8 protein-coding genes are annotated in these 17,698 nt (G+C 73.6%); 2 read left to right on the top strand and 6 right to left on the bottom strand.

The window, feature by feature from the left end; genetic code table 11:
* Positions 1-7: 7 nt before the first annotated feature.
* The 5 genes from BJY16_RS31295 to BJY16_RS31315 are packed head-to-tail and all read right to left on the bottom strand — an operon-like array spanning position 8 to position 13,249.
* Positions 8-7,783: a type I polyketide synthase gene (locus tag BJY16_RS31295; RefSeq protein ID WP_185043133.1), complete on the bottom strand. Its 7,776-nt coding sequence runs from the start codon at positions 7,781-7,783 to the stop codon at positions 8-10.
* Complete coding sequence (locus BJY16_RS31300; RefSeq protein ID WP_185043134.1) at positions 7,780-9,435, bottom strand: acyl-CoA dehydrogenase family protein; 1,656 nt, start codon at positions 9,433-9,435, stop codon at positions 7,780-7,782. The genes BJY16_RS31295 and BJY16_RS31300 overlap by 4 nt, the downstream gene beginning before the upstream one ends.
* Complete coding sequence (locus BJY16_RS31305) at positions 9,435-11,522, bottom strand: (Fe-S)-binding protein (RefSeq protein ID WP_185046757.1); 2,088 nt, start codon at positions 11,520-11,522, stop codon at positions 9,435-9,437. The genes BJY16_RS31300 and BJY16_RS31305 overlap by 1 nt, the downstream gene beginning before the upstream one ends.
* 9 nt (positions 11,523-11,531) lie before the next feature.
* Positions 11,532-12,455, bottom strand: a complete 924-nt coding sequence (locus BJY16_RS31310) for an electron transfer flavoprotein subunit alpha/FixB family protein (RefSeq protein WP_185043135.1) — start codon at positions 12,453-12,455, stop codon at positions 11,532-11,534.
* A 14-nt stretch (positions 12,456-12,469) separates the two neighbouring features.
* Positions 12,470-13,249, bottom strand: coding sequence for an electron transfer flavoprotein subunit beta/FixA family protein (locus BJY16_RS31315; protein ID WP_185043136.1), 780 nt, complete (start codon positions 13,247-13,249; stop codon positions 12,470-12,472).
* Positions 13,250-13,388: 139 nt separating this feature from the next.
* On the opposite strand from BJY16_RS31315, the gene BJY16_RS31320 reads away from it, so the two are divergent.
* Together BJY16_RS31320 and BJY16_RS31325 are read left to right on the top strand one after the other, a co-directional pair.
* Positions 13,389-14,405, top strand: coding sequence for an NAD(P)H-dependent glycerol-3-phosphate dehydrogenase (locus tag BJY16_RS31320; protein WP_185043137.1), 1,017 nt, complete (start codon positions 13,389-13,391; stop codon positions 14,403-14,405).
* Positions 14,406-14,456: 51 nt separating this feature from the next.
* Positions 14,457-16,823: a glycoside hydrolase family 65 protein gene (locus tag BJY16_RS31325; RefSeq protein WP_185043138.1), complete on the top strand. Its 2,367-nt coding sequence runs from the start codon at positions 14,457-14,459 to the stop codon at positions 16,821-16,823.
* Here the strand turns inward: BJY16_RS31325 and BJY16_RS31330 are convergent.
* Positions 16,813-17,691 carry an alpha/beta fold hydrolase gene (locus tag BJY16_RS31330; RefSeq protein WP_239177263.1) on the bottom strand — a complete coding sequence of 293 codons (879 nt, stop codon included), beginning with the start codon at positions 17,689-17,691 and terminating at the stop codon, positions 16,813-16,815. The two genes, BJY16_RS31325 and BJY16_RS31330, sit on opposite strands and share 11 nt — an antisense overlap.
* Positions 17,692-17,698 lie beyond the last annotated feature (7 nt).

The raw sequence follows: 17,698 nt of genomic DNA on the forward strand, positions 1-17,698 counted from the left end.
GGCCTCCTCAGCCTCGGCGCAGGATCGACTGGATCGGGGCGATCACCTCGGCGGGCGGGGTGTCCGGCAGCGGCACCGACCGGTACCCGCGCACCGACAGGACGACCGTGTCCCCGTCGACGACCTGGGCGTCGAACCCGCCGGAACCGTCCGGTTCGACGACGGCCAGCAGTCCGGCCCGTTCGGCAGGTGCGGCGCTCAGCCGCATGGCGCCGACGTGCCGCGGGAGGGCCAGCCGGCCCTCGTGACCGGCCTCGACCAGCCCGGCGGTCTGGAAGCACAGCTCCAGCAGGCGGGCGGCGGTCAGCGTCGGCTCGCCGGTTGCCGGCGGCAGGTCGGCGGCGTACCGGGCGGCGGCCCCGGCACCGACCGGCCAGGCATCCTCGACCACCTGGTACGCCGGGCCGTGGAAGTAGAGCCGGTAGACGTCGGCCGGGGTGAGCGTCCCGGCGTCGCCGGGCCCGGGGACCGGGGTCTTCGCCGGTTCCAGCACCGAGGGCTCGGCGGCCAGCCGGATCGTGCCGGTGAAGTGGACGGTCCGTTGCGGCCGGTCGGCGCCGGGCAGGGTCCGCTCGGTGCTGAGCCGGCACTCGGCGGCCAGGCCGGCGCCGTCCGGCCGCAGCAGCGCGGTCACGGTCAGCGTGCGCGGCTCGTCGCGGTGGAACTTCACCGGGGCCAGGAAGTCCACCTCGTCGGCGCCGACGAGGTGCAGGCTGGGGGCCAGCCGGCAGGCGGCCTCGGCGAACGCCTCGATGCCCATCACGCCGGGCAGGACCGGGACGCCGTCGATGCGGTGGTGGTCGAGGAACGGCACCCGGGCCGGGTCGAGGACGCTCTCCACGACCAGGCCGTCGTGGACGCTGAACCGGGTCACCCGGCCGGTGCAGGCCCCGGCGGACGGCCATCCGGCCGGGTCGAGGCCACCGGTCTCGTGCGGCTCGGCGGCCAGCGCGCCGAGCGCCCCGGCGACGACCACCTCGCGGTCGGGCACACCGGAGGCCAGCTCGCGCCGGACCCAGGGCACGCCCGCCTCGGCCGGAAGCATCTCCACCCCGGCTTGGGCCATCATCGCCGGGATCGAGCCGCGGGTGGCCATCCCGATGTCGCCCCAGGCGGTCCAGTCGATCGCGCACACCCGGGTGTCCGGACGGGTCCGCCGCACGTTGCTCAAGATCTTGCACTGCAGGTCGTTGGCGGCGCTGTAGTCGGTCTGCCCGGCGTTGCCGAACCGGCCGGCGATCGAGCTGAACGCGAGCACCGCACCCAGCGGCACGCCGTCCAGGGCGCGCAGAACCGTGTGCAGGCCGTCCGCTTTGACCCCGAGGACCAGGGCGAACTCGTCCGGTTTCTTGTCCGGCAGCAGGTGGCTGATCTCCACCCCGGCGGCGTGCAGCAGCACGTCGACCCGGCCGTGCCGTTCGCGCACCCGGGTCAGGGCTTGCCGGACAGCGTCCGGGTCGGTCAGGTCGACCTGGTGGTAGTGGGCCGTGCCGCCGGCCCGCTCTACGGCCTGGACCGCCGTCAGTGCTGCCTGCAGGCGTTCCAGGCGGGCCAGTTCTCGTTCGATCCGGGCCGGGGTGGGCCGGTCGCCGCGCTCGCGCATCCGGGCGGCCAGCTCGGTCTTGAAGGCGTCCCGGTCCTCGGTGTACCGGCGCAGGTCCGGGTCGGCCGGGTCGGGTTCCGGGGTCAGGTCGAGCAGATGGAACGTGCTCCGGGAGGCGGCGGCCAGGTCGGCGGTGATCGCCGAGACGATGCTGCCGGCCGCTCCGGTGACCACGAAGACCTGGTCCGGGCCGAGTTCCGCGTGCTGCGACGGGAACGGGCGCTCGGCGAGCCCGACTCCCCAGCGGTGCCCGCCGGCGTAGCCGACCTCGACGCACCCGGGGTCGCTGAGCGTCTCCTCGACCAGCAGGGTCGCCAGCGCCGACGGGTTCTGCCCGGCGCCGAAGTCGACCGCCTTCACCACGGCGTCCGGGCGTTCTCGCCGGTAGGCCTTGGCGAATCCGGTGACCGCGCCGCCGAGCGGGCAGGTCGCCCCGGCTTCGTCGTAACCGTGGTATCCGCCCAGGCGGGTTCCGGTGACCAGGAACGGGCTGTGCTCGTAGCAGCGGCGCATGGTCGCGTACAGCGCGCGAACCCGGCTCTGCAGCGCGGCGTGCCAGGCGTCCGCGTCGAGCCGGTCCAGCGGGCCCTCGTCGTCCAGCGCGGCCAGCCAATAGACGCCGTGCACCGGCCCTGCGGCGAGGAAGTCGGCCTGACCCTGGTCCGGCTCGCCGGGGTGCAGCACCAGCACCTCCGCGCCGCGCGTGCGCAGGTCGGCGGCGAGGGCCTCGCCGACGCCGCCGCTGTCCGGCATGACCAGGATGCGGGTGCCGCCGCCCAGGCTGATCCCGGTCGGCAGGCAGCCGGTCAGGTCCGGACGCAGTGCCGGGACCGGCACCCGCCGGGTGATCGAGCCGGTCGTCGCCGGGGCGCCGGTGACCGTGGCGGGCGGCGCCTGCACCGGCGCGGCCGGCACGGCGGCGGTCCGCTCCCGCACCCAGCCGATCACGTGGGTCAGCGTCGGGAAGTCACGCAGCCGCAGCGCGTCGTCACGGGCCACCCCGAACCGCTCCCGCACCGCCGCGAACACCTCGGCCTGCTTCACCGTGTCGACCCCCAGATCCGCCTCCAGATCGAGGTCGAGATCCAGCAGATCGGGCGGATATCCGGTCAGCTGCGACACGATGCCCACCACGGCCTCGGTGACCTCGTCGGCCGGGGCGCTGCTCGTACCGTCAAGGGGGTTGATCTGAGCCGGAACCGGGTCGGCGACCGCGACCCCGGTCTTCTCCCGCACCCAGCCGATCACGTGGGTCAGCGTCGGGAAGTCACGCAGCCGCAGCGTGTCGTCACGGGCCACCCCGAACCGCTCCCGCACGGCCGCGAACACCTCGGCCTGCTTGACCGTGTCGACCCCCAGATCCGCCTCCAGATCGAGGTCGAGATCCAGCAGATCGGGCGGATATCCGGTCAGCTGCGACACGATGCCCACCACGGCCTCGGTGATCTCGTCCGTCGTGGCGACCGGTTCCGGGGGCGCGACGGGGACGGGTTGCGGCGCGGGCGGCGCCGGCCGGGTGACGGCCGGGACGGACGGCGTGCCGGGGTCGGTGATCCGCAGCCGGCGCTGCACCACCTCCAGGTCCGTGCCTCCCCCGCCGATCGCGGCCAGCCAGCGCTGCCAGGCGGCCGGATCGGTGATCCGGTACGCGTAGCCGAGCTCGCGCGGCGACCGGTGTCGCTCGTCCGGCGGCGGGGTCCAGCGCAGCAGCGACATCGCGATCTGCGAGCCGAAACCGGCCGCCAGCCGCAGCGCGTAGCGGACCGGGTACGCCCCTCCGGTGGACAGGTTGAGCTGCCCCAGCTCCGGGTCGGGCTCCTTGAAGTTCGGCACCGGCGGGACGATCCCGGTCTCCAGCGCCTTGACCGCGACGACGTCCTCGACGCCGGCGCCCATCGCGTGCCCGGTGAAGCCCTTCGTGTTGGTGATGACCACCGAGTCGGCGCCGGCGCCGAACACCCGGCGCAGCGCGTTGATCTCGGCGGCCGCGCTGCCGCCGCGGGCCGGCGTGTAGGTCTCGTGCGAGACGAACACGGTGGACGGCGCGATCGCGTGCCGATCCACACCGCGTGCCTCGGCCTGCCGGAGCAGCTGTTCCATCACCTGGCCGATGTGGTCGACGTCGAGCCGGGTGCCGTGGAAGGCGCTGTTCGCGGTGACCGCGCCGAGCACCTCGCAGATCGGTTGCAGGCCGCGCTCGCGGGCCGCGTCGGCGGACTCGACCACCAGGGCGGCCGCGCCCATTCCGACGATCATGCCGTGCCGGCGCCGGTCGAACGGCATCGCGGCGTCCTCGACCACGTCGTCGGTGGCGGCCGCCCCGGAGGCCAGGAAGCCGGAGCCGAGCCAGGGCAGCAGGGTGTCGGTGGTGGCGTCGTCGGCGGAGATCACCACGACCCGCCGGCAGCGGCCGGCCCGGATCCAGTCCTCGGCCAGCGCGACCGCCTGGGTGGTGCTGGCGCAGGCCGCGTTGATCTGGGTGTTCGGCCCGCGCGCCCCGATGATCTCGGCGAACTGGGAGTGGCCCATCGACAGGGTGCGGAACAGGAACCGCCGGTCGAAGGTGTACCCGTCGCTGTCCAGCTCGTGGCGCAGCTCGCGGATCCGCCGGTCGATCTCGGCGGTGGCCGGCTCGTCGCCCCGCATCCGGGCGCGCACCGCCTCCAGGGCGGCGAGCTGGTCACGGTGGCCCCGGTCGGTGCAGTAGTCCTGCACCTCCTGGACGAAGTTGTCCAGTCCCGGGAACGCCGAAGCGAAGATGACGCCGGTGTCGTCGCGCAGCGCCTCGGGCAGCCCCCATCGGTCCGGCAGGCTGGTCCCCAGCGTGCTCGTCTTGTAGTGCATGACCAGCGGGATCCCGGCATCGCGCAGGGCGTCGAAGCCGGCCCCGATGGCGAGCCGGGTGGAGCGGTCCAGGGCCGCGTCGCGGGCCGGGTCCACCCCGAACTCGGTGACCACGTCGACGTCGGCGCCGCGACCAGCGAGTTTGATGACGTCGGCCTCGCTGTCGATGGTGACGAAGGTCGGGTCGCCGGACGGCGGTTTGACCAGCCGGGTGATGTGCCGGTCCACCATGGCCCGGCGCAGCCGGTGCGGGACGGTGTCGATGAACTGCTGACCGGCCAGGATCCGGGCGATGTTCTCGTCGTCGAAGACGCGGGGCACGCCGGGCAGCCCGAGCGCGGCACCGGTGATCACGACGGGGTCGGCGCTGACCGGTGATCCGGTGGGCGTGGCGCCCGAGTACACGCGCAGGCCCTTCTCCAGCACGTCGGCGAAGAGTTTGCCGAGCTCGGTGTAGCGGTCGGTGGTCATGGTCGTCGCTTCCGTCGGGGTCTGGGCCGCAGCCGGGGGCGTGGCAAGCGCCGGGGCCGGAGCCGTGGCAGGGGCCGGGGTCTCGCCGAAGCCGAGGCCCGCGGCGTAGAGGCCGCACAGCGCCTGGTTGAACGAGACGACGTCACCGGTCTTCGGGTGGTTGGTGTAGAGGCTGAGCACGTCGTCGCCGAGCACGTCGGCCGCGAAGCCCTGCAGCGCCTTCTTCGGCCCGACCTCGACGAAGATCCGGGCGCCGGCCGCGTACAGGGTGCGCAGGCCGCGGACGAACTGCACCGGGGAGGCGACCTGCCGGCCGAGCAGCTCGACGATCGTCTCCGGGGTGGCGCCGGCCGGGTAGAAGTCGCCGGTCACGTTGGACACGATGGGCAGGGCCGGCGGGCGTACGTCGAAGCGGCGCAGCACCGCGGTCAGCGGCTCGCTGACCGGGGCGACGATCGCGGTGTGGAAGGCGTGGCTGACCGGGATCCGGTTGGCCGTCATCCCGGCCGCCTCGAAGGACTCGATCGCCCGCTGCACCGCGTCGGTGGCGCCGCCGATCACCGCCTGGCTGGTGCTGTTGAGGTTGGCGACCACCACGTAGCCGTCGGTCGCCGCGACGATCCGTTCGATCTCGTCGAGCGGGGCGGTGACCGCGGCCATCGCGCCGTTGTCGGCCATCGCCAGGCCGGCCATCTCCCGTCCGCGGGCGCTGACCGCCTCCAGGGCGGCATCGAACGGAAGCACTCCGGCGGCGACCAGCGCGCCGTACTCGCCGAGGCTGTGGCCCATCACCAGGTCGGGGCGGACGCCGTAGGCGCCGAGCAGCCGGGTCAGCGCCAGGTCGGTGGCGAGCACCGCCGGCTGGGTGATCTCGGTCTGCATGAGCTGACGTTCCAGCCGCCCGGTGGTCTCGGCGTCCGGGTGCTCGGCGAACACGTACGCCGACAACGGCTGCCCGAGCAGCGGGGTCATCACCCGGTCCGCCTCGGCGACGGTCGCGGCCACGATCGGCTCGCGCTCGCGCAGGTCGTGCAGCATGTTGACGTACTGGGAGCCCTGCCCGGTGTAGAGGAAGGCGACCTTGCCGGGCCGGCCGCGTCCCAGGAAGACGCCCTGGGCCCGCAGCATCTTCCACAGCGGGGCGTTGTCGTCGCGCAGCGCCTGGATCGCCTTGGCCGCCTTGGCGGCCAGGTCCGGCGGGTCGGCGAAGTCGATCGCGACGCGCACCGCCGCGCCGGCCAAGGCCGGGTCCGGCGGCTGGACCGGCGGGGCGTCGCCCTCGGCGGCCAGCTCGCGCAGGGTCTCCAGATTCGCCAGCACCTCGGCGTCGTCGCGGCCGCCGACCACGGCGGCACCGCGCAGCGGCGCCCGTGGGGTGACCGCGGCTACCGGCTGGGGCAGGTCGGCGCCGGCGAACGAGCGGGCCGCGCCCGGGTCGCGGTGCCGGCCGGGCACGTAGTCCTCGAGGACGGCGTGGAAGTTGGTGCCGCCGAAGCCGAACGCGCTGACGCCGGCGTAGCGGACGCCGCCGGCCGGCTCGGGCCACTCGCGCAGCTCGGTGGTGACCCGGAACGGGGTGCTGTCCCAGGCGACGTTCGGGTTCGGATCGGTGAAGTGCAGGCTGGGCGGCAGCACCTTCTCGTGCAGGCTGAGCACGGTCTTGACCATCCCGGCCGCGCCGGCGGCGGCCTTGAGGTGGCCGATGTTGGACTTGACCGAGCCGAGCGCGATGCTGCCGGGCGCCGCGCCGGCCTTGCCGAACACGTCGGTGAGGCTGGCCAGCTCGGTGGCGTCGCCGACCCGGGTGGAGGTGCCGTGCGCCTCCACGCAGGTGGCCAGCGCCGGGTCGATGCCCGCCAGCTGCCAGGCGCGTTCCACGGCGAGCCGCTGGCCGACCGGGTTCGGGGCGGTGATGCCCTTGCCGCGTCCGTCGCTGGCGCCGCCGACGCCGAGCAGCACCGCGTAGATCCGGTCGCCGTCGCGTTCGGCGTCGGCGAGGCGGCGCAGCACGAACAGCGCCGCGCCCTCGCCCATCACGAAGCCGTCCGCGCCGGCGTCGAACGGCCGGGTGCCGGTCGCGGACAACGCGCCGATCTTGCAGAATTTGACGAACGCGCCGGCGTTCATGTTGCGGTCCACGCCGCCGGTGAGCACCGCGTCGGCCTCGCCGGACTGCAGGGCGTGCAGGGCCGCGGACATCGCGGCCAGCCCGGAGGCGCAGGCGGCGTCGGTGGTGAAGTTCGGGCCGCGCAGGTCGAAGAGGTTGGCGATCCGGCCGGCCATGACGTTGGTCAGCTCGCCGGGCATGGTGTCCTCGGTGATCTCCGGCAGGCCGGCCAGGAACGGATCCCGGAACTCGGCCAGCAGCCGGTCGCGGGCCGCCTCCGGCAGGGCGGCGAACGACGGCGCGGCCCGCAGCGCCCGCTCCACCTCGGCGAACTGCACCCGCAGCAGGGTGCGGTAGTGCTTGTCGCCGCCGAGCGCGTTGCCGAGGATGACGGCGGTCCGGTCCGGGTCGACCCGCCAGTCCGGCCAGCCCGCGTCGAGCAGCGCGGCCCGGGCCGTCGCCACCGACCAGCGCTGACCCTCGTCCATCTGGGCGGTGACCGTGGGCGGCACCGGCAGCCGCCAGGCGAGCGGGTTCCAGTCGTAGTCGCGGACCCAGCCGCCGATCCGGGAGTAGGTACGGTCCGGGGCGTGCGGGTCCGGGTCGTAGTACAGGTCGGGGTCCCAGCGCTCGGGCGGCACGTCGCTGATCGAGTACCGGCCGGTCGTCAGGTTGGTCCAGAAGGTGGCGGCGTCCGGGGCGTCCGGCATGATCGCGCCGACGCCGACTATCGCGATGGGCGGCAGGGTGGTGCTCATGACAGGGTCTCCTGGGTGGGTGCCCGGCCGTAGATCGCGTCGGCGATCCGGTCGAGGTCGGCGATCAGGCCGGCCTGCACGGCGCGGACCCGGTCGAGGGGCAGGGTGGCGGCCAGGTCGGCGGAGCCGGCGCCGACGAGCCAGCGCAGCCCCTCCTCGGCCACCTTCAGCGCGGCGTCGCGGGCGAAGACCCGGCTGATCGCGGCGAGGTCGTCGGGCGTGAAGCGGCGGTCCGCTTTGGGCGCGGGGGTGCCGGCGGCGCGGCGGGCCAGGGCGGCGGCGCTTTCCGCGTACGCGATCAGCTCGCCCAGCCGCAGCAGGATGTGCTGGTGGCGGGTCAGCCGCCCGGCCCGGCACGCCTCGAGCAGCTCGGCCAGGCAGTCCAGGGCGAGCGCCGCGGCCGGCGCGCCGCACGCGTCCGGCAGGCCGGCCAGCTCGCGGGCCTCGGCCCGGTAGTGCTCGCCGCGGGTCTTGAGGTGCTGCTGCCACCGGTCCCGGGCGATGGTCATCTCGAGGATTTCCGAGGTGCCCTCGTAGATGGTGGTGATCCGGACGTCCCGTTTGATCTTCTCGACCAGGTAGGGGCGGGTGTAGCCGTACCCGCCGTGCGCCTGGATCGCGGCCTCGGCCGCGGCGTTACCGGACTCGGTGGCCAGGTATTTCGCGATCGCGCCGGCGGTGTTGAGGGTGGCCGCCGGGCTGTCCCCGGCGTCGATCAGGGTCGCCGTCTGCTCCAGGAAGGCGCGGGCGGCCTCCAGCCGGACCACGTGCGGCACGATCAGCTTGTGGGTGTAGCCCTGCTTGGCGGCCAGCAGCGTGCCGCCCTGCACCCGCTGCTGGGAGTAGGCGATCGCCCGGTCCAGCGCGGCCCAGCCGCCGCCCAGGCCGAACGCCGCGACCATCACCCGGGTGTAGCCGAACACCTGCTGCGCCTGCTGCAGGCCGCGGCCCTCGACCCGGCCGACCAGGTGCTCGGCCGGGACCTCCACGTCGTCGAGGAACAGCGCGGCGGTGTTGGACAGCCGGATGCCGTGCTTGTCCTCCGGCGGCGCGGCGGTGAAGCCGGGCGTGCCCTTCTCCACCACGAACCAGGACGGGCCGCCGGGGGCGAGCGCGAGCACCGTGGTGACGTCGGCGATCGAGCCGTTGCTGATCCACTGCTTGCGGCCGTTGAGCCGGTACCCGGTGATCCGCCCGTCGGTCTCGATCGGGGTGGCCGTGGTGGTCAGCGCGCCGAGGTCGCTGCCCGCCTCCGGCTCGGTGGCGCCGTAGGCGAACATGGTGCCCCGCTCGGCGATCCGGCCCAGCCACTCCTTGCGCTGCTCCGCGGTCGCGCCGACCAGGATCGGATCGCTGCCCAGGAAGGTGGCGAACACCGAGGTGGCCACGCCGATGTCGATCCGGGCCAGCCGTTCGCAGACCCGGTACGCGTCGAAGGCGCCGCCGCCGAGACCGCCGTACTCCTCGGGCACGAAGACCAGGTGCACGCCGAGGTCCTCGCCGCACATGGCCCGGACGGTCTCCTCGGGGCAGACGTCCTCGTGGTCCAGGTCGAGCAGGCGGCTCTCCGGCAGCGCCCCGGTCGCGAAGTCGTCCAGCGCGGACAGCATCATCGCCAGGGTGTCCGGGTCGAGCCCGGTTGTGGTGATCATCAGGAAGCCTCTTCCGGTTGGCGGACGGACCGCAGCAGGACGTCGGCGACGTCGGTCACGGTCACGCCCTCGGCGGCGCGCTGCGCCACGCCGTCGGCCAGCATGTCGATGCAGTAGGGGCAGGCCGCGGCGACCACCTCGGCGCCGGTGGCGATCAGTTCGTCGGTGCGGTTCTCGTTGATCCGGGTGCCGAGCGGCTCCTCCAGCCACATCCGGGCACCGCCGGCGCCGCAGCAGAAGGAGCGCTCGCGGGTCCGGTCCGGCTCGGTCAGGCGTACCCCGGCGACGCTGCCGAGGAGGTCGCGGGGCGCCGCGAAGACCCGGTTGTGCCGGCCCAGGTAGCACGGGTCGTGGTAGGTCACCGTCGCCTCGACCGGGCGGACCGGGGTGAGCCGGCCCTCGGCGAGCAGCCGGGACAGCAGCTGCGTGTGGTGCACCACCTCGAAATCGCCGCCGAGCTGCGGGTATTCGTTGCCCAGGCTGTTGAAGCAGTGCGCGCAGGTGGTCACGATCTTGCGGACTCCGGCCGACGTCAGTGTCTGCACGTTCTGCCGGGCCAGCTCCTGGAAGAGCAGCTCGTTGCCGAGCCGGCGGGCCGGGTCGCCGGTGCAGGTCTCCCCCGAGCCGAGCACCACGAACTCCACCCCGGCGGTGTGCAGCAGCTCGGCGACCGCCCGGCTGGTCCGCGTCGCGCGTTCGTCGAAGGCGCCGGCGCAGCCGACCCAGAACAGGTATTCGGCGTCCTCGGGCAGCGTCTCGCCGTCGCCGAGCACCCGTACCGGGAAGTCCAGCTTCGCGGTCCACTCCAGCCGGGCCGGAGCGCCGCGTCCCCACGGGTCACCGGCGTGCTCCAGGTTGCGCAGCAGGACCGCCGCCTCCCGGGGGAAGCTGGCCTCCATCACCACCTGGTAGCGGCGCATGTCGACGATGTGGTCGACGTGCTCGATGTCGACCGGGCACTGCTCGACGCAGGCCCCGCAGGTGGTGCACGACCACAGCACGTCCGGGGTGATCACCCCGTCGTCGCCGACCAGCGGCCGTTGCGCCTCGGCCAGCGCGAGCGCGTCCACGTTCGCGTGATCGTCGCCGGCCAGCAGGTAGGGCGCCTTGGCCAGGGCGTGGTCGCGCAGGCTCATGATCAGCAGCTTCGGGGAGAGCGGCTTGCCGGTGTTCCAGGCAGGGCACTGCGACTGGCAGCGGCCGCACTCGGTGCAGCTGGCGAAGTCGAGCATCCCCTTCCAGGTGAAGTCCTCGATCGCGCCGCGGCCGATCACGTCGTCCTCGCCCGGGTCGTCGAAGTCGACCGGCTTGCCACCGGAGCGCACCGGCTGCAGCGCGCCCAGCGCCCGCGGCCGGCGGGACAGCCGCACGTTCGGCACGGCGGTGAAGATGTGCAGGTGCTTGGAGTGCACCACGATGACCAAGAACCCGAGCACGACACCGAGCGCCAGCAAGAGGCCGGCCGTCTCGATCACGTCGTTCGCGGTGGCGCCCAGCGGTGCGAGCACCCGGGCGACGGCTGCAGAGGCGAAGGCGCCGTTCTCGTACGGGAAATTGCCGGTGTTGATCTGTGCCCCGCGATAGAGCAGCAGGGTCCAGATCACGTTGAAGATCATGAAGAGGATCAGCCACGCGCCGCCCAGATGGGAGCCGAAGAAGCGGGACCGGGTTCCCTCGCGCGCCGGCCGGTGGCGCAGCCGGATGCCGGCGAAGACCGCCACGGCGAGCAGGACCGCGACGGCGAAGAAGTCCTCGAGGAAGCCCAGCCACGGCTGGGTGCCGATCCACGGGATGTGGAAGTCCCGGTCGACCAGCGCGCCGAAGCCCTCGATCAGGGTGAGCCCGAGGATCAGGAACCCCCAGAAGGTGAGCAGGTGCGCGGTCCCCGGCACCGTCCAGGTGAGCAGTTTGCGCTGGCCGAGCACCTCGGCGGCCTCGCCACGCAGCTGCGCGGCCCCGACTCTGATGCGGCCGGGCTCCACCGGCTGCGCGGTGCGGCCCAGCCGGTACAGCATCAGCAGCCGGCGCCCGGCCGAGCCGAACGCGGCGACGATCAGCAACAGTCCGACGATCACTCGCACGGCCATCATGGCGGGTCATCCACGCCGCTGCTGGATCTCGGCGATCAGCGCCGGGACGATCGTGTGCAGGTCACCGACCACGCCGAAGTCGGCGATCTCGAAGATCGGCGCCTTCGGATCCTTGTTGATCGCCACGATGGTCCGGGAGCCCTGCATGCCGGCCCGGTGCTGAATCGCGCCGGAGACGCCGGCGGCCAGGTAGAGCTGCGGGGTGACCGTCTTGCCGGTCTGGCCGATCTGCAGCTCGTGCGGGCACCAGCCCAGATCGGTGACCGCCCGGGAGGCTCCGGCGGCGCCGCCGAAGGCGTCAGCCAGCTGCTCCACCAGCGCGAACCCGCCGGCCGAGCCGACCCCGCGCCCGCCGGCCACGACCACCGTGGCGTCGGTCAGCCCGGGGCGGCCGCTGGCCTGCTTCGGCCGCCGCGACACCAGGCCGGCGGCCGGCACCGGCGCCGCCTCCGCCAGGGACACCGGCACGACCCGCGGCTCGACGGGATTCTCCTGCGGGGACACGGCGCCCGGGCGGACCGTGGCGATCGGTGTCCCGCGGCGCACCTCGCTGTCCACGAACCACGCGCCGGCGAACACCGCCTGGGTGAAGACCGGTCCGGCGCTGACCTCCACCGCGTCGGTGATCAATCCGGCGTCCAGCCGGACGGCCAGCCGCGCCGCGATCTCCCGCCCGGCTGGGCTGGAGGCGAGCAGCACGGCGGCGGGCTCGATGCGGCCGGCCAGCTCGACCAGGGCCGTCACCGGCTCCGGGACCGGGTACACGGTCGTCGCGCCATAGCGGCCGAGGGCGGCCACCAGGGCCGGGCCGGCGTCACCGGCGACCACCGCGGCGGGCTCGCCCAGGCGGCGGGCCAGGGTCAGCAGTTCCCGACCCGACTTGCGGACGTCGGCGCCGTCGTGTTCGACGAGGACCAGGACTGTGCTCACCGTGTGCCTCCGCTCTACAGCAGCTTGTTGGCGGCCAGGAAGTCGGCCAGGTGGACGGCGGCGTCGCCGTCGTCGGTGATGACCGTGCCCGCCTCGCGGGCCGGCCGGGGCCGCGCCGCCCGGACCACCGTGGCGGCACCGGCGGCGCCGACCTGCTCGGGCGCGATCCCGAGGTCGGCCACCGACCAGGTGGCGACCGGCTTCTTCTTGGCGGCGACGATGGTGCGGAACGACGGCAGCCGGACGTCGCCGGACCGGTCGGTGACCGACACCAGGGCGGGCAGCGGCGCGGCCAGCTCCTCGGTGGCCTCGTCGGTGTCGCGCCGCACGGTCACCGACGAGCCGTCCGTACTCACCGCGGCGGCCTGGGTCACCGCCGGCAGGCCGAGCCGGTCAGCGATCATCACGGGAACCACGGACATCTCGGCGTCGGTCGACGCCATGCCGCAGAGCACCAGGTCGAAGCCGATCCGGCGGAGGGCGGCGGCGAGCACCAGCGAGGTGGCGACGGCGTCCGAGCCGTGCAGCGCGTCGTCGAGCACGTGGACGGCGTCGTCACCGCCCATCGCGAGGGCCTTGCGCAGGCCCTCGACGGCCCGGGCCGGGCCCATCGTCAGGTAGCCGACGTGCGCGCCGGGCACGGTCTCGGCGAGCCGGAGTGCCTGCTCGACCGCGTACTCGTCCAGCTCGGACAGCCGGCCCTCGACGCTCTGCCGGTCGAGGGTGTGATCGTCGGCGAAGGTCCACGTCGCGGTGGGCTCGGGAACATACTTGACCAGGACTACGATCTTCATGGGATTCCCTTTGGATGCGGTAGTGCCTCAAATACGCACCGTAGGAACAACCATCGATTGATCCCCAGGGACCAATGGCCCTGATGCTCGGGTCCGTCGGTGGTTGCCCCCGGCTGCCGTGGCGCCGAAAACTGACGGCATGACCCTCCGCAGCCCATCGGTGGCCGTCCTCGGCGGTGGGACCTGGGGCACCGTGGTCGCGTCGATCACTGCCCGGCACACCGGGACGGTGCTCTGGCTGCGTGACCCGGAGCTCGCGGCGACCGTCCGCGAGACCCACCGGAACCCGAGGTATCTGCCCGAATTCGACCTCCCGCCCACCCTGCGCGCCACCGCCGACCTGGCCGAGGCGGTGCGGGATGCCGATGTCGTGTTCGCCGCCGTGCCATCGCCCTACCTGCGCCGGGTGCTCGAGGCGGCGGCGGGCCACGTGCGCCCGCTCATCCCGGTGATCAGCCTGGTCAAGGGGCTGGAGCAGGGCACCCGCAAGCGGATGACCGAGGTGATCGCCGAGGTGCTGCCCGGGCATCCGGCCGGGGTCCTCTCCGGACCGAACATCGCCCGGGAGATCGCCCAGGGATATGCCGCCGCCGCGACCCTGGCCATGCCGCACCACCACACCGCGCAGGCGTTGCAGACCGTCCTCAACACCGCCCGCTACCGCGTCTACACCAGCGACGACGTGATCGGGGTGGAGATCGCCGGAGCGCTGAAGAACGTCTTCGCGATCGCGGTCGGCCTGGGCGACGGACTCGGCGCCGGCGACAACACCCGGGCCATGGTGATCACCCGTTCGCTGCACGAGCTGACCCGGCTCGGCACCGCCGTCGGTGGCCGCCCGGAGACGTTCGCCGGCTTGGCCGGCATGGGCGACCTGATCGTCACCTGCGTCAGCCCGCACAGCCGCAACCGGCACGTCGGCGTGGAACTCGGTCGTGGCCGGCCGCTGTCCCAGATCCTCGCCGCGATGAACCAGGTCGCGGAAGGGGTGAAGACCACCGCGGCGGTCACCAAGCTCGCCGCCGAGCGGGGCGTCGAGATGCCGATCGCGCACGAGGTGGACGCCGTCCTCAACCACGGTCAGCCGGTCGAGCAGACCTACCGGGGCCTGCTCCGGGTGATCCCGGGCCACGAGTTCTACGGCGACACCTGGTAACCGGGACTCCCGGCCCTTGGCCCTCGACCGGCCACCGGCCACACTGGCCGGATGCGGCATTCCGCTTACCCGGTGGACCCGTGGCAGGTGCGGGAGACGCGCCTGGACCACGAGGTGCTGGCCCGCGCCGAGTCGATCTTCGCGCTCGGCAACGGTCACATCGGATTGCGCGGCAACCTCGACGAGGGCGACCCGCACGGCATCCCGGGGACCTATCTGAACTCGTTCTACGAGCTGCGCCCGCTGCCGTACGCCGAGGGCGGCTACGGCTATCCGGAGTCCGGGCAGACCATCGTCAACGTCACCGACGGCAAGGTGATCCGTCTGCTGGTCGACGACGAGCCGTTCGACGTGCGCGACGGCCGCCTGCTGCGTCACGAGCGGGTCCTCGACCTGCGCGCCGGGGTGCTGCGCCGCGAGGTCGACTGGCAGTCCGCGGCCGGGCGGACGGTCCGGGTGTGCTCCACCCGGCTGGTCTCCTTCGCCCAGCGGTCGATCGCCGCGATCGAGTACGAGGTGACCGCGCTGGACGGCCCGGTCCGGGTGATCGTGCAGTCCGAGCTGGTGGCCAACGAGGCGCTGCCCGGCCCATTGAAAGACCCCCGGGTGTCGGCGGTGCTACGGGCGCCGCTGGTGGCCGAGGAGCACACCGCCGGCCCGGCCGGCGCGGTGCTGATGCACGTCACCCGGGAGAGCGGCCTGCGCCTGGCCGCCGCGATGGACCACCTCGTGGAGGGACCGCCGGGCGTGCGGTGCGACACCGAGGCGGAACCGGACCTGGCCCGCACCACGATCGCCTGCCGGTTGGCACCGGGTCAGCGGCTGCGCCTGGTCAAGCTGGTGGCCTACGGATGGTCGAGCCGGCGCTCCCGGCCCGCCGTCCGTGACCAGGTCGCGGCGGCCCTGGCCGGCGCCCGCTTCGAAGGCTGGGACGGGCTGCGCGACGCCCAGCGAGCGTATTTGGACGACTTCTGGGACGGTGCCGACCTGGAGGTGGACGGCGACGCCGAGGTACAGCAGGGCGTCCGGTTCGCGATGTTCCACGTGCTGCAGGCCGGCGCGCGGGCGGAACGCCGGCCGATCGCGGCGAAGGGGCTGACCGGCGCCGGATATGACGGGCACGTCTTCTGGGACACCGAGCGTTTCGTCCTGCCGGTGCTGACCTACCTGCAGCCGGGCGCCGCGGGCGAGGCGCTGCGCTGGCGGCACGCCACCCTGGACCTGGCCCGGGAGCGGGCGGCGACGCTGGGCTGGGCCGGCGCGGCCTTCCCGTGGCGGACGATCCGCGGGCACGAATGCTCCGGTTACTGGCCGGCCGGGACCGCGGCGGTGCACCTGGCCGCGGACATCGCCGACGCGGTGATCCGCTACGTGAACGCGACCGGCGACACGCTGTTCGAACGCAACGTGGGCGTCGATCTGCTGGTCGAGACCGCGCGGCTGTGGGCGGCGTTCGGCCACTACGACCGCAGCGGAGTCTTCCACCTCGGCGGGGTCACCGGCCCGGACGAGTACACCGCGGTCGCCGACGACAACGTCTACACCAACCTGATGGCCCGCCGGAACCTGATCGCCGCGGCGGACGTGGCCGCCCGTCACCCGGACCGGGCCGGCGCGCTACGGGTCACCCCGGACGAGGTGGCGGCGTGGCGGGCAGCCGCGGCGGCCATGCACCTGCCGTACGACTCCCAGCTCGGTGTGCACCCTCAGGTCAGCGGGTTCACCCTGATGCGGGAGTGGGACTTCACCCGCACCGCGCCCGGCGACTACCCGCTGCTGCTGCACTTCCCGTACCTGGACCTCTACCGATCGCAGGTGGTCAAGCAGGCCGATCTGGTGCTGGCCATGCACTGGTGCGGGGACGCGTTCAGCGCCGCGGACAAGGCCCGCAACTTCGCCTACTACGAGGCCCGGACCGTCCGGGACTCGTCGTTGTCCGCCTGCGCCCAGGCGATTCTGGCCGCCGAGGTGGGGCATCTCGAGCTGGCCCACGACTACCTCGGCGAGGCGGTTCTGATGGACCTGCACGACCTGCACCACAACACCCGCGACGGGGTGCACATCGCGTCACTCGCCGGGGCCTGGCTGTCCCTGGTGGCCGGGCTGGGCGGGATGCGTGACCACGACGGCCGGCTGTCGTTCGCGCCGCGGCTGCCCAGCCGGATCGGCCGGCTCGCCTTCTCGCTGCTCTGGCGCGGCCTGCGGGTGCACGTGACCGTCCGGCCGGCCGAGGCCGAGTACTCGCTGCGCAACGGCGGCGACGACGCCGAGCTGCGGATCTGGCACCACGGCGAGCCGCTGGTGCTCACGGCGGCCAAGCCGGTCATCCGGCCGATCCCGCCGATCACCCCGCTGACCGGCGTGCCCGATCAACCACCCGGGCGCCGGCCGGCGCACCGCACCGATCTCATCCCCTGAGCGGCTCCGAGCCCAGCCGGGCCAGCGCGGCGATGTCGCCGGCGATCGCCGGTTGCAACGCGTCCGGCAGGTCGTGCCCCATCCCGGTGAAGACCACCAGCTTCGCGCCCGGCACCGCCTGCGCGGTCTCGGTGCCACCGGCCGGCCGGACCAGCAGGTCCTCGGTGCCGTGCACGACGAGCACCGGCATCTTCAGCTCACGCAGCAACGGCCGCCGGTCCCCAGCCGACAGGATCGCCGCCAGCTGCCGCCGGACGCCGTTCGGATCATGCGCCTCGTCGAAGTCGCGGCGGGCGGCCTCGGCGATCCACTCCTCGTCGCGCGGGTAGCCGGGCGAGCCGACCACCCGGAATATTCGCACCATCCGCCGGGCCGCCGCGGCGCTGTCCCGGACCGGCAGTGGCGCCAGCGCGACCATGGCGCGCGGGTGCGGCCGCCCGATGTGCGACGCCGGGGTGGACGAGATCGAGGTGAGGGTCCGCACCCGGTCCGGGAACCGGCAGGCCAGCGTCTGAGCGATCATCCCGCCCAGCGACACCCCGACCACGTGGGCGCTCGGCCAGCCCAGATCGTCGAGCACCGCGACGGCGTCGCCGGCCATGTCGGTCAGCGAGTAGCCGTGCCATCGGCCGGTCACCCAGACCAGCGGTGACGGCAGGCCCAGCTCGGTCAGATGGGTGGAACGGCCGGCATCGCGGTTGTCGAAGCGGGCGACCCGGAAGCCGTGCTCCACCAGCCGGCGCCGGAAACCCTCCGGCCAGAACGACATGCTCAGGCTCAAGCCCATGATGAGCAGGAGCGGGACGCCGTCCTCCGGCCCCTCCACCTCGTACGCGATCTCGACGGCGCCATGCCGCGCGATACCCACGACCACA

Source organism: Actinoplanes octamycinicus (genome assembly GCF_014205225.1).
Taxonomy (GTDB): domain Bacteria; phylum Actinomycetota; class Actinomycetes; order Mycobacteriales; family Micromonosporaceae; genus Actinoplanes; species Actinoplanes octamycinicus.